The following is an 18,324-nucleotide window of genomic DNA, read 5'->3' on the forward strand; positions in this document are numbered from 1 at the left end:
GAATGTCCCAGATCGACACACGAGCGTTGACCTACACGGTCGACGAAGTGGCCGAGCTGTTGAAGATCTCCCGGGCGTCGGCATACGCGGCGGTCCGTAGTGGAGCGCTGCCGAGTGTTCGGCTGGGTCGGCGCTGGCTGGTGCCCCGGGCGCGGCTGGCGCAGTTCCTGAACGGGGAGGCGGCCTGATGGCGCACGTCTCCAAGACCCCGGCGGGCAAGTTCCGGGCCAACTGGCGCGACCCGTCCGGCACGCAGCGGGCGAAGACCTTCCCCACCAAGCGCGAGGCGATGGCGTTCCTGGTCCAAGTCGAGGCGTCCAAGGCGAAGGGCAACTACGTCTCGCCGGACGGTGGCCGGGTGCTGTTCTCCGACCATGCTGGGCTGTGGATGGCCGCGTGGAACACGGAAAAGACCACCGCCGCCCGCGACGGCTCCGTCATGCGGAACCACGTGCTGCCGCAGTGGGGGGCGTGGAAGCTTGGCGGGATTGACCAGATGCACGCGCAGCAGTGGATCACCGACATCAGCAGGGTTCGGAGCGCGGCGACGGTGTTCGAGTGCCACCGGCTGGCCTCGGCGGTCATGCGCTCGGCCATCGCGAATCGCCTTGTCGGCGTGAACCCGTTCGCGGGCCTGCGCTTGCCTCCGCGACGCAAGCGCGAGACCGAGCAGGTGATCAGCCGGGAGAGTCTCCGCCGGTACCTGCTGCCTGCGGTTCCCGACCGGTTTCGCGCCCTGGTGGCGGTCGCGGGCGGGGCAGGGCTGCGCTGGGGCGAGGCCATCGGGCTGTGCGAAGACGCGGTCAACCTCGACAAGGGGCAACTGTCGGTGGTCCGGACCGTGATCGAGGTCAGCGGCCACACCGAGTTCAAGCCCTACCCCAAGAGCGGGGCCGGGCGTCGCGTCGTCCCGCTGCCGGGCTGGGTGGTGGAACTGCTGCGCGAGCACATGGCCCAGCACGAGCGCGGCCCTGCCGGGCTCATCTTCACCAACGCCGCTGGTGGTGCGCTGCGCCGGACGCTGTTCCGGGCCCGGGTGTGGAAGCGGGCCCTCGTTCGTGCCGGGTTGCTCGGCGACCTGGTGCAGCTCGGCGAGATGGTGGAGGGGACTTGGGCCGACGAGACCGGCGGCGTGCACTCCGAGCTGTTCAAGCGCCGCGAACAGGCCATCGCCTACGTTGCCAAACACCAGGGCGGCGGGCTGCGCTTCCACGACCTGCGTCACTCCTACGCGACTTGGCTCGTAGACGACGGAGTGCCTGTCAACATGGTCCAGCGCGTCCTCGGACACGAGCGGCCGGAGACTACGCTGGCGCTCTACACCCGCCGCACCGACGACGCGGAGCGCATCCTCCGGGCGCTGACCGGCGGCGACCAGGACGACGACGAAGGCGACGACTCAGGGGCCGTGCTGACTCCCTGCTGACTGGGCGGCTTCGAAAGCGGTGAAGGCCAGGTCGATGACTCTCAAATGGAGTCGCTGACCTGGCCTTCTGCCGTGTCGGGGTGACAGGATTTGAACCTGCGACCTCTTCGTCCCGAACGAAGCGCGCTACCAAGCTGCGCCACACCCCGGTGGAACGAGGTAAGCCTACCTGACGCTGGCGCCGGGGTTGAAGCGGGTTCCCCTTGCGGCTTCGTTGGCGGGGTTTGTGCTGGTGGTCCGGGGTACGAGGGTCAGCAGGCTGGCTTCGGGGGGGCAGGCGAAGCGGACGGGGGCGTAGGGGCTGGTGCCCAGGCCCGCGGAGACGTGGAGCCAGGTGTGGGAGCCCCAGCGGGAGGTGCCCCGGGCTCGGGAGCGGTCCAGGTCGCAGTTGGTGACGATGGCGCCGTAGCCGGGGATGCGGAGTTGGCCGCCGTGGGTGTGGCCTGCCATGACCAGGTCGTAGCCGTCGTCGGCGAACTTGTCCAGGACTCGGGGTTCGGGGGAGTGGGTGACGCCGAGGCGGAGGGTGGCTTGGCGGTCGGGTTTGCCCTGGATCTCGTCGTAGCGGTCGCGCTTGAGGTGGGGGTCGTCCACGCCCGCGGCGGCGATGGTGCGGCCGTCGACGGTGAACAGGGTGCGGGTGTGGGTGAGGTCGTGCCAGCCGCGCTCGAGGAAGGCGGCGCGCAGGTCCCGCCAGGGCAGGGGGGTGCCGTGGATGCGCTTGTTCGAGGGGACCAGGTAGCGCGCCGGGTTCTTCGGCTTGGGGGCGAAGTAGTCGTTGCTGCCGAAGACGAACACGCCGGGGCGGTTGAGCAGGGGGCCCAGGGCGCGCACGACGGCGGGGACGGCCTGCTTGTGGGCGAGGTTGTCGCCGGTGTTGACCACCAGGTCGGGGTTGAGCTCGTCGAGGGCGGCGACCCAGCGCTGCTTGGACTGCTGCCCGGGGAGCATGTGCAGGTCGGAGATGTGCAGCACGCGCAGCGGGCGCGCGCCCTCGGCCAGCACCGGCAGGGTGGCCTGGCGCAGCGTCCAGCGCGTGCGCTCGTAGCCCGCCGCGTAGGCGAGGGTGGCGGCCCCGAGGGCGGCGGTGCCGACCGCGACCCGGCTGAGGTTCCTGACCGTGTTGCTCACGCTGTCACTCACACCCAAGAGGGTACGGGGCGCCCCCGTCGGCCCGGGCAAACCGTTTGGCCAGGACCGATAGGCTCGTGGCCATGGCTGAGCTGAAGAACCGGCTGCAGGCGGACCTCACCGCCGCGATGAAGGCCCGGGAGAAGACCAGGGTCGCGACCCTGCGCATGGCGCTGGCCGCGATCACCACCGCCGAGGTCGCGGGCACCGAGGCCGTGCAGCTCACCGACGACGAGGTGCTCAAGGTCCTGACCCGCGAGGTCAAGAAGCGCAAGGAGGCCTCGACGGCCTTCGCCGACGCGGGCCGCACCGAGCAGGCCCAGTTGGAGTTGGACGAGGCCGAGGTCCTGTCCGAGTACCTGCCTCAGCAACTCGACGAAGCCGTCCTGGCCGACCTGGTCGCCCAAGCCGTCGCCGAGGTGACCGAGCAGCTCGGCGAGGCCCCGGGGCCGCGCCAGATGGGCCAGGTCATGAAGGTCGCCAACACGAAGGTGGCGGGCCGTGCCGAGGGCGGCCGGGTGGCCGCCGCGGTGAAGGCCAAGCTGGCCGGATGACCTGCTCCGCGGACAGCGGCTCCCGGAACACGGCCTAGCGCTTCACGGCGGGGACAACCCCGGGCCCGTCCACCTTCATCCCGATGACATGGCGGTGGGGTGCCCCTTGCTCGCGAGGGGCACCCCACCGATCGTTCTCACGGGCCTTATGGTGCGGGCGGAGCGTTGCCCGGGTCGCCGGTGTTGCCGCCGCCACGGCCGCCTGGGCCTCGGCCGCCCTGGCCGGGGCCGGTTTGGCCGGGGGGCGGGGTGCCCTGGTCGTCCGCGGGCGGGGGCTGCTGGGGCTCGTCCGTCGACTGGTCGGAGGTCTGCGGTGGCGGGACGTAGCCGGTGCTGACCGAGATGGTGATGGTCTCGCTGGTCAGTGCGGCGCCGCGCGGGGTCTGGCTGATGACGGTGCCCTTCTTGACCGCGTTGTTGCGCTCCTTGACCACGACCTTGTAGCCGGCCTCCTGGAGGATCTGGGTGGCCTCCTCGCGGCTCTTGCCCATGACGTCGGGCACCCGGATCTCCTCGCCGCCGTCCATGTAGCGGGGGTCGGTCGGGGGCAGGGGGAGGGCGGGCTGGCCATCGAGCAGCGGGCTCATCGTCTTGAACCAGGTGCGGGCGGGCGTCTTGCCGCCGTAGATGCCGTTGCGGCCCACGTTGGCACACAGGCGGGGCGGGGTGCCGTCGCAGATGGGCTGGGTGCGGGGGCTGTCGTTGAAGGTCAGCACCGCCGCGGCGTACTGCGGGGTGGCGCCGAGGAAGCCCGCCGACTTGTACCCCTGGGTGGTGCCGGTCTTGCCCATCATCGGTCGGGCCCAGTTCGCGGCCGCGGCCGCGGCGCGCGCGGTGCCGGTGATGTCGTCCTTGGACAGGGCGGTGACCAGCGTGTTGGCCAGCGGCTCGGCGACGGCCTGCTCGCACGGGGCCTCGTTGAGATCGATCTTCTTGCCGTTGCGGTCGGTGACCTCGAGCAGCGGGGTCGGCGGGCACCAGACGCCGCCGCTCATCAGGGTGGCCCCGACGTTGGCCAGTTCCAGGGTGCTCACCGGGCCGGGGCCCAGGGTGAACGACGCCTTGCCCGGACTGTTGGCCGAGGGCTTGTAGTAGTCGCTCTGGCTGATCCGGTACAGGTCGTCCTTGGATTCGGGCTCGGGGTCGGTGCCCCCGGAGTTGGCGGCCATGGTGGTGCGCAGGCCGAGGCGGGAGGCCATGTCGACGACCGGGCCCATGCCGACCCGCTCCTCCAGGATGATGAAGGCGGTGTTCGGGGAGGTGGCGAGCGCGTCCTGCAGCGTCATCTTCGACGGGTAGTCGGCCGCGTTCTCCACGCAGTACTTCTTGACGCCGTTCGCGCCCGTCGGGCAGGAGGCGCCGCCGCCGCCGAACACGTTGGAGGTGTACTTCTCCGGCACGTCGATCTGGTTCATGATGCCGCCCCCCTTCTCCAGGTAGGCGGCAGAGGTGAACAGCTTGAAGATCGAGCCCGCGCCGAACTTGTTCGCGACCCGGCTGGGCAGGCCGTAGGTGGTCTGGCCCGCGCCCGCGTCGAGGCCGTAGTCGCGGTTGGCGACCAGGGCCACGACCTGGTGGCGCTCCTTGCCCGGCTGGACGATGGCCATCGTGTTCGCGATGCCCGGCTGGGTCTTGGGCACCTCGTCCATCGCCGCCTGCTTGGCCAACTGGGTGGCGCGGGCGTCGAAGCTGGTCTTGATCGTGTAGCCGCCGGTCTTGATCTGGTCCTCGGAGAAGCCGAGCCGCTCGAGGTACTCGAAGACGTACTGGCAGTAGAAGCCGTACTCCGGTCCGGCGCCGACGCAGTTGGCCGCGGGCTTGTTCGGGGTGGGCAGGATGCCCAGCGGCTCGGCCTTCGCGGCCTCGGCGGCCTCCAGGCTGACCTTCTGGTTCTCCACCATCTTGTCGATCACGACGTTGCGGCGTTCCAGGGTCTGCGCGGGCTTGCGCCACGGGTTGTAGAGCACCGGGTTGTTGACCGCGCCCGCGAGCAGGGCGGCCTGCGCGACGGTGAGCTTGTCGGCGGTGGTCCCGAAGTAGGCGTTGGACGCCGCGCCGATCCCGTAGACCTCGTAGGCGAACTCGACGACGTTGAGGTAGCCGGAGAGGATGTCCTCCTTGGACATCTTCTGCTCGAGCTGGACGGCGATGCGCGCCTCGCGCAGCTTGCGCGCGATCGTCTGCTCCTGGGCCTTGGACTGCTCGGTCTTGTTGTCCCGGTTGACCACGTTGATCAAGTAGTTCTTGACGTACTGCTGGGTCAGCGTGGACGCGCCCTGGGTGTCGCCACCGCTCTGGTTGGAGATCGCGGCGCGGATGGTCCCCTTCCAGTCCACGCCGTGGTGCTCGTAGAAGCGGCGGTCCTCGATCGAGACCAGCGCCGCCTTCATGGTCGGCGAGATCTGTTCCGCCGAAACGGGGATGCGGTACTGGTCATAAAGCGACGCGATGGGATTCCCGGCGCTGTCGGTGATCGTGGTGATCAACGGCGGTGGGGTCGCGACCAGGTCCGCGGACACGCTGTCGACGGTGTCGCTGGCCTTGCTCGACGCCACCCCCACCGCTCCGACCAGCGGGAACAGCATGCCCGCGACGAGGACACCCGCCAACAAGCACAGACCGAGCATCTTCAGCAAGCTGTCTCCGGCACGCACGTCCACCAGGGTACGCGTCACCCGGTCGGCGCACCGGGCGCAGGACTGGCGCATTGACTTTCTGTAACGGCTGGGTCTCCAGAGCTTCTCGATGGAACCGCGGGCCACTAATGTCCGTCAACGTCTCACGACAGCGTCGATCAGCCCCGTCGCTCCCGCGGCGGGAGATCGGCAGCCGGTACCGGGGGGTACCGGTTTCAAGGTCGCTGACGACGACAGGGGTGGGGGATACATGTACCTCGAACAGCAACAGGTCGATTGGCGGGTTCGCGCGACGTGCCGTGACGAGGACCCGGACGGGCTCTTCGTCCGCGGCGCCGAGCAGCGCAAGGCCAAGCTGGTGTGCATCGCGTGCCCGGTGCGGACCGAGTGCCTCGCCGAAGCGCTGGACAACCGCATCGAGTTCGGTGTGTGGGGCGGTATGACGGAGCGGGAGCGCCGCGCGCTGCTGCGCAGGCGCCCCGACGTCGACAACTGGCGCGTGCTGCTCGACGACGCCCGTCGCAGGCACTCCTACGACGACGAGGACGCCCGCGTCGGTTAGGCCGCCATCGGCCGACCTCGGCCCGCCCCACGGCGGCGGGTCAGGTCGCCGACCCGGCCAACCGCTCGCCGATCGCGCGCAGGCCGTGGATGTCGTGCACGTCGGTCGCCATGGCGGGCACGTGCGCCAACGCCACTGACGGGTGCGCCTTGGTGAACCTGTTGACCAGCCTGCGCTCCCGCTGCGCGAGGGCCACCCGGTCCGCGTGCAGCCGGAGCACGGCCGAGGCCAGTGGCGCCTTGCCCGCCGCCTCCAGGTTCTCGGCCGCGGCCAGCGCCTTGGCCGAGGGCAGGTGCGCCAGCACGGGGTGGGTGCGGTTGACCACGAGACCGGCCAGCGGCATGGACTCCGCCTCCAGCCGCTCGACGAAGTAGCTGGCCTCGCGCAGCGCGTCCGGCTCCGGCGCGGCGACCACGATGAACGCGGTGCCGCTGGAGCGCAGCAGCTCGTAGGTCTTGCGCGCCCGCTCCCGGAAACCGCCGAACATCCCGTCGAACGCCTGCACGAACGCCGAGGCGTCGGCCAGCAACTGCCCGCCGACGATGGTCGACACCGCCTTGGCGAACAGCCCGAAGGCCCCGCTGACCACCTTGCGCAGGCCCCAGCCGCCCGCCTTCACCGGCCCGGTCAGCAGTTTGATCATCCGACCGTCCAGCGCGGTGGACAGCCGCTGCGGCGCGTCGAGGAAGTCCAGCGCCGAGCGCGACGGCGGGGTGTCCACGATGATCAGGTCCCAGGTCCCCTCTGCGGCGAGCTGGCCGAGCTTCTCCATCGCCATGTACTCCTGCGTCCCGGAGAACGACGAGGAGATGGTCTTGTAGAAGGGGTTCGACAGCACCTCGTCGGCCCGGACCTCGCCCGCGTGCGCGATCACCATGTCGTCGAAGGTGCGGCGCATGTCCAGCATCATCGCGCTCAGCCCACCGGTCGGGGTGAAGCCGTCGACCGCCACCTGCTTCGGGGTGTTGCCCAGCTCCTCCAGCCCGAGCGCCTGCGCCAGCCGCCGCGCCGGGTCGATGGTCAGCACGACCGTCTTGCGGCCCCGCTCGGCCGCGCGCACGGCGATCGACGCCGCCGTCGTGGTCTTGCCCACACCGCCGGACCCGCAGCACACGAGCACGTGCGTCCGCGGGTCGTCGATCAGCGCGTCGACGTCCAGGACGCTCATCGGACCCCCTGCTCGACCATGGCCTCGGCCAGTTCGTACAGCGCGGCCGGGTCGACGCCGTCGACCAGGTCGGCCAGCTCGACGGCGGGCAGGTCAACCTCGGCGAGCTGCTCACGCGCCCGCTGCTCGGCCTGCACCCGCACCGCGTGCTCCACGGTCTCGGCGACCAGCCCCTCGACCACGTCGTCGGCCAGCGCCAGCCCGGCGGCGACCAGCCCGTCGCGCACCCGGCCCGCGTCCACGCGCCCGTCGGCCGCGGCGGTCACCGAGCGGGTGGGCAGCCGGTGCGGGCGGACCCGGTTGAGGATGATCGCGCCCGGCCGCAGGTCGGCCCCGTCGAGCTCCCCGACGGCCTCGACCGTCTCGCGCACCGGCATCTCCTCGAGCAGGGTGACCAGGTGCACGGCGGTGTCCCCGGAGTGCAGCAGCCGGACCACGCCGTCGCTCTGGCCCTTGATCGGCCCGACCTTGGCCAGGTCGGCCATCGCCTTGGTCACGTCGAGGAACTTCACGATCCGCCCGGTCGGCGGCGCGTCGACCACGACGGCGTCGTAGACGTGGCGGCCGGTGTCGTCGGTGCGCGTCACGCACTCCTTGATCTTGCCGGTGAGCAGCACGTCGCGCAGGCCGGGCGCGAGCGTGGTGGCGAACTCGATGGCGCCCATCTTGCGCAGCGTGCGCCCGGCGAAGCCCAGGTTGTAGAACATCGCGAGGTACTCCATCAGCGCCGCCTCGACGTCGACGTGCAGCGCCCGCACCTCGCCCCCGCCCGGGGTGGTGGCGACCTTCTCCTCGGAGTACGGCAGCGGCTGGGTGTCGAAGAGCTGGGCGATGCCCTGCCTGCCCTCCACCTCGACCAGCAGCACGCGTCTGCCCCCGGTGGACAGCGCCAGCGCCAGCGCGCCCGCGACGGTGCTCTTGCCGGTACCGCCCTTGCCGCTCACCACGTGCAGCCGGGCACGGGCGATCTGCTCGGTCCAGCCGACGACGGGTGTGGTCACCGTTTCAGCGTAATTGCCCCGAGCGCCCCACCGCCGCTCAACCCACCAGCACGAGCACCGCCGCCGCCGTCCCGACCACCGCGACAGCACCCCAGGCGACCGGTTCCGGCAGCACCGTCATGGCCAGCAGGCACAGCAGCGCGAGCACGGTGAAGGCCACCGCGCCCGCCATCGCGGTGGGCCCCGGCCGCCCTGTTCGGTCCCGCACTTTGGCCATGACCACCAGCAACAACACCAGTCCGGCCACGACCAGCAGGGCGGTCGCGAACAAGCGCCAGGGCTCCATAACAGGCCACCGTACCGAGCCGTAACGCGCTCGTGATCTAGGCTGCGACCATGACGACTTGGGAGTACGCCACCGTGCCGCTGCTCACGCACGCGACCAAGCAGATCCTCGACCAGTGGGGCGCCGACGGCTGGGAGCTGGTCACCGTCATGCCGGGGCCGACGGGCGAGCAGCTCGTGGCCTACCTCAAGCGTCCCAAGGGCGCCTGATGACCTGGCGCGACCGGATGGCCGAACTGGGGGTCGAGCTGCCGCCGGTGGCCGCCCCGGCAGGCTCGTACGTGCCCGCCGTGCGCACCGGCTCACTGGTGTTCACCTCGGGCCAGGTGCCGATCGTGGACGGCACGGTCGCCGCGACCGGCAAGGTCGGCGGCGAGGTCAGCCCCGAGGAGGCCCAGCGCCTGGCCCGGGTGTGCGCGCTCAACGCCCTGGCCGCGGTCGACTCCCTGGTCGGCCTGGACGCGGTCGTGCGCGTGGTCAAGGTGGTCGGCTTCGTGGCCTCCGCCGAGGGCTTCACCGGCCAGCCCGCCGTCCTCAACGGGGCGTCCGACCTGCTCGCCGAGGTGTTCGGCGAGGCGGGCAGGCACGCCAGGTCAGCGGTCGGGGTCGCCGAGCTGCCGCTCGGGGTCCCGGTCGAGGTCGAGATCGTCGTGGAGGTCCGATGAGCGGCACCAGTGGTGCGGCGCAGATCGCCGAGGCGCACGAGCTGCTGCTGCGGCTCGCGGGCAGGCTGGACGACCGGCACCTGTGGCGCTACCGGGACTGGCTCGCCGCCGGGGCGGTGGACGCGGTGGCCAGGGTGCTGCCGCTGACCCTGCTCCGCGAGCGGGTGTCGATCACACCGGACGAGTCGCGCCTGGTCGGAGCGGTCCTGCTGCCCGCTGGCGCGGACGCCGAGCGGCTCAACGCCATCCCGTGGGTAGACGAAATCTCCGAAACGGACTACACATTTTCCGCGGAGTCCCCTGACCGGGTGAACCTGGGGGATTCCACCGCGGTGGTGCTCGGGGCGATCCTCCGGGGACGGCCCGAGGTGGTGGCGGCGCGCACGACCTGGCGCCGGGTCCGGGGAGCGGGTTCAGCCGCCCGGGTCGTGCTGGTCACCACCACCGGGGACGCCGCCCGGCTCACCGGAGAGCTGCAGCGCGTGCTGCGGGCCCTGGGAACGGCGGAGCCGGTGGTCGAGGTGCTGCCCGCGGGCTTCGAGTCCACGGAGTACCACCGCGCCGCGCTGGCCGCCGCCGAGCCGCTGGTCGAGGGACACCTGGTCGCGAGCTAGCCGCCAGGAACGAGGAGGGGTTCGATCGTGACGCAGATCGCCGCAGGCAAGGGTGCCGCGTGGCCCGGGGTGGCCTTGCCGGTCCGGGTGCACGACCTGCTGCTGGGACTCGCGGGCAGGCTGGACGACGACGCGCTGGCAGACGCGCGCGAGCTGCTGGCCTCGGCCGAGGTGGACCGCGCGCTCGACCTGGTCGCGGGCTGCCTGGCCGCGGGCCCGGTCCCGGTCAGCCGCGGTGAGCACGACGAGCTGACCGAGCTGTTCCTGGCCGCGCACGCCGACACCGCGGTCATCCAGCGGGTCGCCATCGCCGAGCCGGACCTGGTCACCCGGCACCGCTTCGCCTCCGGCCCGGTGGGCGGGACGCCCCCGGAGACCGGGGTCGCCGACGCCGCCAACCGAGTGCTGGACGTGCTGCCCGACATCCGCGCGGTCTGGGCCGTGTGGCGGCTGACCCCCGCGGGCCCGTCGACCGGTCCGGTGCCGCACCTGATGGTGCTCATCGGCGTGGGCCAGTCCGGGTCCGCCCCGGCCACGGCCTACCGGGTCGGGCACGCGCTGCGCCGCGCGGGCATCACCGCCTCGGTCGAGGTGCTGCGCGACGGCGCCGAGCCGACCGACTACCACCAGACGGCGATGCGCTACGCCACCGAGGTCACCGCGGCGCGCACCAACACCGCCTCCGCCGCCGAACCGGAGCCGGTGGCCCCGTCGAGGGCCGAGCGCCGCGAGCCGGAGCTGACCGCGCCGACCATCCCGTCGCCGCCCACGATCCCCTCGGCCACCGAGCCGGAGCCCCCGTCGTGGTCGTCCACCCCGAGCGCCCCGGCCGAGGAGGCCAAGGCCGAGCCCAAGGGCTCGCCCACAGACGAGTCGCTCAACGACCAGGAGCTCGACCTGCTGCGCCAGTTGCAGGAGGAGCTCGCCCGCCGGGAGCAGACCGAGCCCGGCCAGTCCAGCGCCTGGCAGGGCGACCTGGGCAGCAGCACCCCGTTCGACTGGTCGGAGGCCAACAGCTCCACCATGGTCAACGGGATGCCCCTGCAACCGCCGGACACCCGCGCCTAGCACGACGACCCGCACACGGCCCCCGCTCCCACCAGGACCGGGGGCCGTCGTGCGTCAGCGCTCCTCGACGGCGAGCAGGATCGCCTCGAGGGTGCGCTGGATGTGCAGGCCGTGCCACACGTCCAGCGGGTGGTGGGTGTGCCCGGTGTGGACCAGGGCCAGGAAGTCGTCGAGCAGGCGCGCGTAGCACTCGGGCGCCTGGGTCGTCCGACCGACCAGTTCCCGCTGCCCGGCCTGGCCGAAGACGGACACGCTGGTCACCGTGGGCCGCATCGGCAGCCGCATGGACAGGGTCACGGTGCTGCTCGCCCCGCCCTCGTGCCCGAGCACCAGTTGCCACAGGTCCGGCTCACCCCGGTGCGCGGACAGCACCCGCGTCACCGGCCCCAGCGCGGCGTCGAGCAGGTCGAGCACGTGCGGGCCCACGTCCCCCAGCGCCCCGCCCGCCTGCCGCCACGGGGAGGACGAGTAGTCCCCGCCCAGCAGCGCCCCGGAGAGCCACTGCGCGGTCCCACCCGCCCACCCGCCCTCGGCCCGCACGTCCGCCAACCACTGCTCGGTCTCCGGCGCGAACCGCCGGATGAACACGACCATCGACGCCACCCCCGCCGCCTCGACCGCCGCGACCACGTCCTCCGCCGCCGCGACCGAGTCGGCCACCGGCTTCTCGAGCAGCACGTGCCTGCCCGCTCGCACCGCGCGCACCGCCAGCGCGCCCTGCACCGACGGCGGCACCGCGAACGCCACCGCGTCCACCCGGCCGAGCAGCTCGTCGAAGTCGGCGACCGCCACCGCCCCCACCCCGGCGGCCACCTCGACGGCCGCCGCGGGCCTGCGCGCCCACACCCCGACCAGCTCGACCCCCGGGTGGGCGGCCAACCCCGGCGCGTGCACCGCGCGCGCCCACGGCCCAGCCCCGACAAGACCGATCCGCACCGCCGCGTTCGTCCCACTGGTCACGGCGGACATCTTCTGACAACCGGTTCTCACCCCCGCACGCGGCCCGCGCGGTGCGTCCGATGTGCACGTTGGTTGTCGCCGACAGCACGTGCCGCGGGGGGCCCGTTGGCGGTTAGGGTCGGATTCATGTCCGAGCTGCCCGACGAACTGCGCCTGCCCGCGGGCTTCGCCCCCACCGACCCGGCCGCCGCGCCCGCCGTCCCGCGTGACGCGGCCACGGTGATGCTGGTGCGCGACACCTCCGGGCCGCTCGAGGTGTTCCTGCTGCGCAGGGTCGTGGGCATGGCCTTCGCCGGGGGGATGACGGTGTTCCCCGGCGGCGGCGTGGACGAGCGCGACATGGACGCCTCCGTCGCCTGGCACGGCCCGGCCCCGCGGTGGTGGGCCGAGCGGTTCGGCTGCGACCCCGCGCTGGCCATGGCGCTGGTGTGCGCGGCGGTGCGGGAGACGTTCGAGGAGTCCGGTGTGCTGCTCGCCGGGCCGGACGCGGGGTCGATCGTCTCCGACACCACCCCGTACCACTCGGCGCGGGCCGCGCTGGTGGCCAAGGAGTACTCGTTCGCCGAGTTCCTGGCGGCCAACGGCCTGGTGCTGCGGGCCGACCTGCTGCGCCCGTGGTCGAACTGGATCACCCCGGCCCAGGAGCCGCGCCGCTACGACACCCGGTTCTTCCTCGCCGCCCTGCCCGAGGGCCAGCTCGCCGACGGGGCCACCACCGAGGCCGACGACGCGGGCTGGCAGCGCCCGGCCGAGGCCATCGCCGAGTGGCGCCGGGGCGAGCGCGCGCTGATGCCGCCCACCTGGCTCACCCTGGCCGACCTGGACCGCTGCGCGACGGTGGCCGACGCGATGGCCGTCGAGCGGGTGATCGACCCCATCCACCCCGACATCGTCAGCGACGGCGAGTCGTTCCGCGTCGTCCTGCCCACCGACCCGGAGTGCTGATGACCCACCCCGCCTACGGCCAGGTCCGCCAGGTCACCCCCTTCGCCGCCGTCGTGCTCGAGGACAACCCCGGCCCGATGACCCTCGACGGCACCAACACCTGGCTCCTGCGCGCCCCCGGCGCCGAGGGCAGCGTCGTCGTGGACCCCGGCTACGAGGACATCCCCCACCTGACCCGGGTGGTGGAGGCCGCGGGCCGGGTCGACGCCGTGCTCATCACCCACCACCACGCCGACCACGTCGAGGGCGCCGCCTGGCTGGCCGCCCGCACGGGCGCCCCGGTGCGCGCGTTCGACACCGCCCTGTGCGCGGGCGAGGGCCCGCTGGTCGACGGCGAGGTCGTGACAGCGGGTGGGCTGGAACTGGAGGTGCTGCACACGCCCGGCCACACGGCCGACTCGATCTGCCTCACGGTGGCCCACGACGGGGTGCTGGCCGTGCTGACCGGGGACACCGTGCTGGGCCGCGGGACGACGGTGATCATCCCGCCGGACGGCGAGCTGGGGCAGTACCTGGACTCCCTGCGGCGGTTGGAGCGGTTGTCGGGGGTCGTGCTGCCGGGGCACGGGCCCGACCTGCCCGATGTCTCCCTGGTGTCGCGGGAGTACCTGGCGCACCGGGAGCAGCGGTTGGCGCAGGTCCAGGCGGCGTTGGACGTGCTGGGCGCGGACGCCTCGGCCAGGGCGGTGGTCGAGGTCGTCTACGCGGACGTGGACCAGTCGCTGTGGGGCGCGGCTGAGCTGTCCGTCGTCGCCCAGGTGGAGTACCTGCGCGGGCGGTAGCCGCGCGGCGCCACGAAATCGGGAGACACGACGCGGGTCAGGTTTTCGTGGCGATGACCCAGCGGTTGGTCGCCAGTGCGTCGTGGGGTTCGGGGAGTGGTCCGCGTCCGTGGTGGTGGGTGAAGTCGAACGGGGTGTGGACCCGCGTGGTCCAGCCGCGGGCCGAGAGGGTGGCGGCCGAGTCGGGTCGGGGTTCGTCGCTGAACAGGGCGAGCAGGTCAATGCCGGTCTGGGCCTTGGTCGAGGTGTAGACGGGGTTGTCGCGCACCGCGGGGTGTTCCCGGACCAGTTTGACCTCGTAGGCCAGGGTGCTGCCGGGCGTGGACAAGCGGTCCACGGTGTCGATCAACCGGCGTTCGGCGTCGCCGGGCAGGTACAGCAGCAGGCCCTCGGCCAGCCAGGTCGTGGGTTCGCCGGGTCGGAATCCGGGCAGCAGTCGCGCCCACTCGTCGCGGAGGTCGGCGGCCACCGGGTGGCGGGTGACGTGCGGGTGTGCCCCGAGGCTGTCCAGGACCTGTTGCTTGAAGGCCAGCACCGCGGCCCGGTCGAGTTCGAACACGACGGAGTCGGGTGGCCAGTCGAGGCGGAAAGCCCTCGTGTCCAGGCCTGCGCCCAGCAGCACGACTTGGCGGTTGCCCGCGGCGAGCACGACGTCGTCCAGCACCCTGGTGCGCAGCCCGAAGTAGCGGGCGAGCCTGCCCCACAGGGGGTTCGCGTCGCCTGCCGGGACCTGCCGCGGGTGCACGGGCCAGTTCGCGGACGCCGGTGCGGCTCGCACGAAGTGCTCGGCGTAGTCGTCGCGGGCGAGGGAGTCCGGGCGGTGGGTCTCGATCGCGCGAGCCGCCGCGACCATGAGCGCGGTCAGTTCGACGCCGTCACCGAGCACCGGTCGTCCCCTCGGCCGAGGGGATCGCACCACGTGTCCGGGTGGTCGTGGGTGGTGGTGCGGGCCCCGTACAGCTCGGCCATGAACCGCACGGTGTCCTCGTCGCGTTGCAGCAGGCTGGTGGTGCAGTCGACCAGGAGCGTGATGTGCCAGCCCTTCTGGAAGGCGGTGCGGGCGGTTGAGTCCAGGCACACGTCCGCGTACACCCCGGCGAACACCAGGTGTTCGATGCCGCGCCGCAGCAGGTGTTCTTCGAAGCCCGCGGTCAGGAACGCGTCGAAGCACGCCTTCTTGGTGACCACGAACTCTCCCGGCGCGGGCGCGACCTTGTGGAACTGCGCGCCCCAGGTGCCCTCGCGGCACGTCGGCGCCCAGCCGTTGCGCTCGTTGCGGCGGCGCCAGCTCGGGCCTTGGTGCTCGACGTCGCCGACGAAGCGGACGAACACCACCTCGATGCCGCGGTCCCGCGCCAGGTCGACCGCGCGTGCGGCGTTGGTCGTCACCGCGTCCAGGCGTGCGGGGTCCTGGCGGTACCTGGCCGCGGCGACCGGTCCGGTGCAGAAGTCGTTCTGCGAGTCCACGACGATCAACGCCGTCGGGGTCACGAACTGGCCTCCAGCGTTACCGGCCGCCCGGCGTGCCGCTGGGGCAGCTCGGCGAGCAGTGCGTCGACCACGGCCGTGGTCGAGTGCTCCCCACCGAGGTCGGGGGTGCGCACGCCACGGGCAGTCACGGCGGCGAGCGCGCGTTCGGTCGACTCGATCGCGCCCGTGCCGCCGCAGTGCCGTTCGACGATGGCCGCCGCTGCCCGTACGGTGGCCACCGGGTTGACGGTGTCGCGGTCGGTCAGGTCGTCGGCGGAGCCGTGCACGGTCTGGTACTCCACGAGCCCGGCCAGGTCGGGGTGCAGGTAGACGTTCTCGGTGCAGCGGTTCTCCTGCTTGTCCACGCCGTAGCGGTCCAGCAGGACGACGTGCATGATGTCGCCCCACTCGTTGCCCGCGACGATGACGGTCCGCCTGGGCAGCCCGTGCTGGATCAGGTTCCTGTTCACGGTGTCGGGCTGGCTCAGTTCGATCCGCACGCCGTGGCGTTCGGCCGCGGCGTGCACCCAGCCGTCGAGGGCGCCGTCGAGCAGGTGGTGCTTGTAGGCCATGACGATCCGGTCGGCGCCGCCGTCCGGCCACTGCTGCCGCCCGCGTGCCAGGGCGTGGGCGATGACGTCGTCGGTGACGTCCTGGCTGAACCGCATCGTGCGGGTGAACACACCCGGCGTGTGCTGGTTCTCACCGGTGTAGAAGCCCTGGGCCTGGTCCCGGACGAGCAGCAGCGCCGCGTCGGGCGACGAACCGGGCGCCGAGATCACATCGACCTTCACCGCCCGCAGGCGCTGCCGCACCAGGTACAGCGACTGCGCGTTGATGGCCGTGCGGAACACCGCGGTGGCGCCCCGCCGGGCCAGCGTCCGGCAGAACCGCTCGTAGTGCTCGGCGTCGTCCTCGGTGAGCCTGCGCATGTCCTCGACGCCGTCGGTTTCGGCGCGCAGCGAGAAGTAGGAGTGGTAGACCTGGGGCGAGCGGGTGATGGCCGGCTCGACGCCGTGGAGCTCGGCGAGCCGGTCCACCACCCGTTCGAAGACGACCGCGAGTTCGGGGCCCGTGCCCCGTCCCACGGCGAGTCCGATGTCCGTCGTCATCCGGCGCTCGACACCAGGTGGTCGCCGGGGATGTCGGCCGCGTCCGGCCGGTAGAAGTCCTTGATGCTGACCACCCAGTTCGCCACGGAGATCCGGTCGTCCCGATCGGGCTCCAGGGCGTCGAAGAGCGTCTCGATGTTCTGCCGCTCGAACCCGATGGCGGACATCAGCGCGGTGAACACCTGCCGCTCGATCATGCCGTCACCGTCCGGGTCACCCAACCGGGCCAGCGATCGGGCGAACTCGTCGATCGTGGATTCGAACAGCTCGGGGGACAGCACGCTGTTCTCGTACTCGTTCCGGTCGATGCGGCCGTTGCGGTCGTCGTCCAACTCCGCGGCCAGGTTCTTCCAGTACCGGCGGAACGCCGCGGTCATGGCCTCCTTCGCGTCATCTTCGGACTGCGGCGCGGCCTCGACCACCCGGCGGGCCATGACCTCGAAGTCGTTCGCCTCGAGCGCGCCGGAGCCATCGGCGTCGAACAGGTCGAAGACGAGATCGACTCGGCTCAGTGCCGCCTGGGGGTGGTTCATGAATTTTCTCCCGTCGAGAGACGACGCGACTCCGGGTGGGATCACGCCGTTGTCCGCTGTCAGCGGTTCCCATGATGTCGAAGGTCGCGCCTGTCCGGTCGAAAGATCCACTTGTTCACTGGATAGTGTGAATTACTGGACTTCAAGTGGAATTATCCGCTAAGGCCAGCGTCGTCAATGAGAAATATCTGCGGAGAATTCCGGGGCGGTGTTGTCCACTGTGGAGTTGTCAAGCAGCGTCGTGTCGCGTGGCCGGTTGCCCGTCAGCTCTGCGGGCGGATGGGGACGAGGATGTAGGTGATCTTCACCTCCCCCGGTTCCGGTGTGGTCAGGATGGTGGCGCGCATCCCGGGCTGGATGGCGAGGGTGACCGGGCCGCCCGCGAAGGGGCGGAGGGCGTCGACGAGGTAGCGGGATTGGTAGGAGGGGCTGGTCCGGCCGCCGGTGGGGGTGGCTTTGAGGTGTTCTTCTGCTTCTCCCTCAGCGTCGGGGGTGGTGCGGACCTTGAGGTGGGTGTCGCCGACCTCGAGGGTGACGACGCCGCGGGGGTTGGTGTGCAGCGCTACCCGACGGGCGGCGGCGGAGAGCGCGTCCGCGTCGGTTTCGACGGTTGTGTCGACCTTGGACAGGACGATGTTGGCCTCGCTGACGAAGGTGCCGTCCAGGACCGCGGTGGTGGCTGTGGAATGCGGCCAGGTGGCGGTGAAGGAGTTGGCCGAGGTGCGCAGCTCGACGGCGGGTTCGGCGGCGACCTGCTTGCCGATCTCCTGCAGCAGCGCGGCGGGGACCAGGGCGTCGAGGTCGGTCTCGCCCGCCGGGGTCCACGGGATGGTGGCGATGGCCATCCGGTACCGGTCGGTGGCGCGCAGGACCAGCTCGCGGCCCTCTGCCCGGACCCGGACGCCGGTGAACAGCGGGAGGGCGTCGTCGCGGGAGGCGGTGCCCGCGACGGTGGCCAGGGCCTCGGCCAGGTGGGCGCCGGAGACGGTGCCGTGCGCGGTCTCCTGGTTGGCGGGGACGCCCGGGTGCAGGTCGATGTCCAGCAGGGGCAGGGCGAAGCGGGCGGTGTCGGTGCGGATGGCGAGCCGGGAGCCCTCGACGACCAGGCGGACGCGGTCGTCGCCGAGGGCGCGCAGGGTCTCGGCCAGGGGCTTGGCCGGGACGAGGACCCGGCCCTCGGTGTGCACGATGGCCGGGCTCTCGACGGACGCGGACCGTTCGCGGTCGGTCGCCGACAGCGTCAGGCCCGCGGGCGCGGCGGTCAGCACGACGCCCGCGAGCACCGGGTCGACCAGCTTGGCTGGCACGAGGCGCACCAGGTCGGCCGAGGCCGCGGCCAGGTGGGCGGTGGTGGCTGTCAGATCCATGTGGCGAAAGGTAGCGGCGAGCACCGACATCGTCGAACAGTTGTC

Annotated in this window: 21 protein-coding genes and 1 tRNA gene; 10 read left to right on the plus strand and 12 right to left on the minus strand. The window is 71.9% G+C overall.

The genetic code is table 11. The features are described from left to right. Positions 1-2 precede the first annotated feature (2 nt). Together GCL84_RS09355 and GCL84_RS09360 are read left to right on the plus strand one after the other, a co-directional pair. A complete protein-coding gene (locus GCL84_RS09355; RefSeq protein WP_156755005.1) occupies positions 3-188 on the plus strand; it encodes a helix-turn-helix domain-containing protein in 186 nt (61 codons plus the stop codon). Then, complete coding sequence (locus GCL84_RS09360) at positions 188-1,426, plus strand: tyrosine-type recombinase/integrase (RefSeq protein ID WP_156755006.1); 1,239 nt, start codon at positions 188-190, stop codon at positions 1,424-1,426. The genes GCL84_RS09355 and GCL84_RS09360 overlap by 1 nt, the downstream gene beginning before the upstream one ends. 75 nt (positions 1,427-1,501) lie before the next feature. Here the strand turns inward: GCL84_RS09360 and GCL84_RS09365 are convergent. Both GCL84_RS09365 and GCL84_RS09370 read right to left on the minus strand, forming a co-directional pair. Beyond that, a tRNA-Pro gene (locus tag GCL84_RS09365) sits at positions 1,502-1,575 on the minus strand. A gap of 16 nt (positions 1,576-1,591) precedes the next feature. Continuing rightward, positions 1,592-2,569, minus strand: a complete 978-nt coding sequence (locus tag GCL84_RS09370) for a metallophosphoesterase (RefSeq protein ID WP_235926112.1) — start codon at positions 2,567-2,569, stop codon at positions 1,592-1,594. Positions 2,570-2,640: 71 nt separating this feature from the next. Here GCL84_RS09370 and GCL84_RS09375 point away from each other — a divergent pair, with 71 nt between their 5' ends. Continuing rightward, positions 2,641-3,111, plus strand: coding sequence for a GatB/YqeY domain-containing protein (locus GCL84_RS09375; protein WP_156755007.1), 471 nt, complete (start codon positions 2,641-2,643; stop codon positions 3,109-3,111). A 146-nt stretch (positions 3,112-3,257) separates the two neighbouring features. On the opposite strand, the gene GCL84_RS09380 is transcribed toward GCL84_RS09375, so the two are convergent. Further along, entirely contained in the window at positions 3,258-5,765 is a 2,508-nt protein-coding gene (locus tag GCL84_RS09380; protein WP_156755008.1) for a transglycosylase domain-containing protein, read from the minus strand. Positions 5,766-5,997: 232 nt separating this feature from the next. On the opposite strand from GCL84_RS09380, the gene GCL84_RS09385 reads away from it, so the two are divergent. Then, positions 5,998-6,309, plus strand: coding sequence for a WhiB family transcriptional regulator (locus GCL84_RS09385; RefSeq protein WP_156755009.1), 312 nt, complete (start codon positions 5,998-6,000; stop codon positions 6,307-6,309). A 40-nt stretch (positions 6,310-6,349) separates the two neighbouring features. Here the strand turns inward: GCL84_RS09385 and GCL84_RS09390 are convergent, their stop codons facing one another. Genes GCL84_RS09390 through GCL84_RS09400 form a run of 3 tightly spaced genes read right to left on the minus strand, consistent with a single transcriptional unit; the run spans position 6,350 to position 8,764 of the window. Continuing rightward, entirely contained in the window at positions 6,350-7,477 is a 1,128-nt protein-coding gene (locus tag GCL84_RS09390) for an ArsA family ATPase (RefSeq protein ID WP_156755010.1), read from the minus strand. Beyond that, on the minus strand, positions 7,474-8,478 hold the full coding sequence (locus tag GCL84_RS09395) for an ArsA family ATPase (RefSeq protein WP_156755011.1): 1,005 nt from the start codon (positions 8,476-8,478) through the stop codon (positions 7,474-7,476). The genes GCL84_RS09390 and GCL84_RS09395 overlap by 4 nt, the downstream gene beginning before the upstream one ends. Positions 8,479-8,515: 37 nt before the next feature. Continuing rightward, positions 8,516-8,764 carry a hypothetical protein gene (locus tag GCL84_RS09400; protein ID WP_156755012.1) on the minus strand — a complete coding sequence of 83 codons (249 nt, stop codon included), beginning with the start codon at positions 8,762-8,764 and terminating at the stop codon, positions 8,516-8,518. Positions 8,765-8,814: 50 nt separating this feature from the next. Here GCL84_RS09400 and GCL84_RS09405 point away from each other — a divergent pair, with 50 nt between their 5' ends. Genes GCL84_RS09405 through GCL84_RS09420 form a run of 4 tightly spaced genes read left to right on the plus strand, consistent with a single transcriptional unit; the run spans position 8,815 to position 11,110 of the window. Continuing rightward, positions 8,815-8,973, plus strand: a complete 159-nt coding sequence (locus GCL84_RS09405) for a DUF4177 domain-containing protein (protein WP_156755013.1) — start codon at positions 8,815-8,817, stop codon at positions 8,971-8,973. Then, on the plus strand, positions 8,973-9,428 hold the full coding sequence (locus GCL84_RS09410; RefSeq protein ID WP_156755014.1) for a RidA family protein: 456 nt from the start codon (positions 8,973-8,975) through the stop codon (positions 9,426-9,428). The genes GCL84_RS09405 and GCL84_RS09410 overlap by 1 nt, the downstream gene beginning before the upstream one ends. Continuing rightward, positions 9,425-10,042, plus strand: coding sequence for a hypothetical protein (locus GCL84_RS09415; protein ID WP_156755015.1), 618 nt, complete (start codon positions 9,425-9,427; stop codon positions 10,040-10,042). The genes GCL84_RS09410 and GCL84_RS09415 overlap by 4 nt, the downstream gene beginning before the upstream one ends. A gap of 27 nt (positions 10,043-10,069) precedes the next feature. Continuing rightward, on the plus strand, positions 10,070-11,110 hold the full coding sequence (locus tag GCL84_RS09420) for a hypothetical protein (RefSeq protein WP_156755016.1): 1,041 nt from the start codon (positions 10,070-10,072) through the stop codon (positions 11,108-11,110). A 54-nt stretch (positions 11,111-11,164) separates the two neighbouring features. On the opposite strand, the gene GCL84_RS09425 is transcribed toward GCL84_RS09420, so the two are convergent. Beyond that, positions 11,165-12,070, minus strand: coding sequence for a Gfo/Idh/MocA family protein (locus GCL84_RS09425; RefSeq protein ID WP_235926113.1), 906 nt, complete (start codon positions 12,068-12,070; stop codon positions 11,165-11,167). Positions 12,071-12,196: 126 nt separating this feature from the next. Here GCL84_RS09425 and GCL84_RS09430 point away from each other — a divergent pair, with 126 nt between their 5' ends. Together GCL84_RS09430 and GCL84_RS09435 are read left to right on the plus strand one after the other, a co-directional pair. Next, on the plus strand, positions 12,197-13,015 hold the full coding sequence (locus GCL84_RS09430) for an NUDIX hydrolase (protein WP_156755018.1): 819 nt from the start codon (positions 12,197-12,199) through the stop codon (positions 13,013-13,015). Continuing rightward, entirely contained in the window at positions 13,015-13,797 is a 783-nt protein-coding gene (locus GCL84_RS09435; protein ID WP_156755019.1) for an MBL fold metallo-hydrolase, read from the plus strand. The genes GCL84_RS09430 and GCL84_RS09435 overlap by 1 nt, the downstream gene beginning before the upstream one ends. 37 nt (positions 13,798-13,834) lie before the next feature. Here the strand turns inward: GCL84_RS09435 and GCL84_RS09440 are convergent, their stop codons facing one another. From GCL84_RS09440 to dnaN, 5 genes are all read right to left on the minus strand, one after another. Next, positions 13,835-14,683 carry an SAM-dependent methyltransferase gene (locus GCL84_RS09440; RefSeq protein ID WP_235926114.1) on the minus strand — a complete coding sequence of 283 codons (849 nt, stop codon included), beginning with the start codon at positions 14,681-14,683 and terminating at the stop codon, positions 13,835-13,837. Continuing rightward, a complete protein-coding gene (locus GCL84_RS09445; RefSeq protein WP_156755020.1) occupies positions 14,659-15,288 on the minus strand; it encodes a cysteine hydrolase family protein in 630 nt (209 codons plus the stop codon). The genes GCL84_RS09440 and GCL84_RS09445 overlap by 25 nt, the downstream gene beginning before the upstream one ends. Next, positions 15,285-16,379 (minus strand): isocitrate/isopropylmalate family dehydrogenase, encoded by a 1,095-nt coding sequence (locus GCL84_RS09450; protein WP_156755021.1) that lies wholly within the window; start codon positions 16,377-16,379, stop codon positions 15,285-15,287. Before GCL84_RS09450 ends, GCL84_RS09445 begins: the two co-directional genes overlap by 4 nt. Beyond that, entirely contained in the window at positions 16,376-16,912 is a 537-nt protein-coding gene (locus GCL84_RS09455; protein WP_156755022.1) for an EF-hand domain-containing protein, read from the minus strand. The genes GCL84_RS09450 and GCL84_RS09455 overlap by 4 nt, the downstream gene beginning before the upstream one ends. A gap of 263 nt (positions 16,913-17,175) precedes the next feature. Further along, a complete protein-coding gene (dnaN, locus tag GCL84_RS09460; RefSeq protein ID WP_156755023.1) occupies positions 17,176-18,279 on the minus strand; it encodes a DNA polymerase III subunit beta in 1,104 nt (367 codons plus the stop codon). Positions 18,280-18,324 lie beyond the last annotated feature (45 nt).

The sequence above is a fragment of the Actinokineospora pegani genome (assembly GCF_009745975.1).
GTDB lineage: Bacteria > Actinomycetota > Actinomycetes > Mycobacteriales > Pseudonocardiaceae > Actinokineospora > Actinokineospora pegani.

What these genes read in the sequence shown, in the direction of transcription:
- GCL84_RS09355 (WP_156755005.1), top strand. Translation starts at nt 3, where the DNA reads ATGTCCCAGATCGACACACGAGCGTTGACCTACACGGTCGACGAAGTG.
- GCL84_RS09360 (WP_156755006.1), top strand. Translation starts at nt 188, where the DNA reads ATGGCGCACGTCTCCAAGACCCCGGCGGGCAAGTTCCGGGCCAACTGG.
- GCL84_RS09375 (WP_156755007.1), top strand. Translation starts at nt 2,641, where the DNA reads ATGGCTGAGCTGAAGAACCGGCTGCAGGCGGACCTCACCGCCGCGATG.
- GCL84_RS09385 (WP_156755009.1), top strand. Translation starts at nt 5,998, where the DNA reads ATGTACCTCGAACAGCAACAGGTCGATTGGCGGGTTCGCGCGACGTGC.
- GCL84_RS09390 (WP_156755010.1), bottom strand. Translation starts at nt 7,477, where the DNA reads ATGAGCGTCCTGGACGTCGACGCGCTGATCGACGACCCGCGGACGCAC.
- GCL84_RS09400 (WP_156755012.1), bottom strand. Translation starts at nt 8,764, where the DNA reads ATGGAGCCCTGGCGCTTGTTCGCGACCGCCCTGCTGGTCGTGGCCGGA.
- GCL84_RS09405 (WP_156755013.1), top strand. Translation starts at nt 8,815, where the DNA reads ATGACGACTTGGGAGTACGCCACCGTGCCGCTGCTCACGCACGCGACC.
- GCL84_RS09410 (WP_156755014.1), top strand. Translation starts at nt 8,973, where the DNA reads ATGACCTGGCGCGACCGGATGGCCGAACTGGGGGTCGAGCTGCCGCCG.
- GCL84_RS09415 (WP_156755015.1), top strand. Translation starts at nt 9,425, where the DNA reads ATGAGCGGCACCAGTGGTGCGGCGCAGATCGCCGAGGCGCACGAGCTG.
- GCL84_RS09430 (WP_156755018.1), top strand. Translation starts at nt 12,197, where the DNA reads ATGTCCGAGCTGCCCGACGAACTGCGCCTGCCCGCGGGCTTCGCCCCC.
- GCL84_RS09435 (WP_156755019.1), top strand. Translation starts at nt 13,015, where the DNA reads ATGACCCACCCCGCCTACGGCCAGGTCCGCCAGGTCACCCCCTTCGCC.
- GCL84_RS09450 (WP_156755021.1), bottom strand. Translation starts at nt 16,379, where the DNA reads ATGACGACGGACATCGGACTCGCCGTGGGACGGGGCACGGGCCCCGAA.
- GCL84_RS09455 (WP_156755022.1), bottom strand. Translation starts at nt 16,912, where the DNA reads ATGAACCACCCCCAGGCGGCACTGAGCCGAGTCGATCTCGTCTTCGAC.
- dnaN (WP_156755023.1), bottom strand. Translation starts at nt 18,279, where the DNA reads ATGGATCTGACAGCCACCACCGCCCACCTGGCCGCGGCCTCGGCCGAC.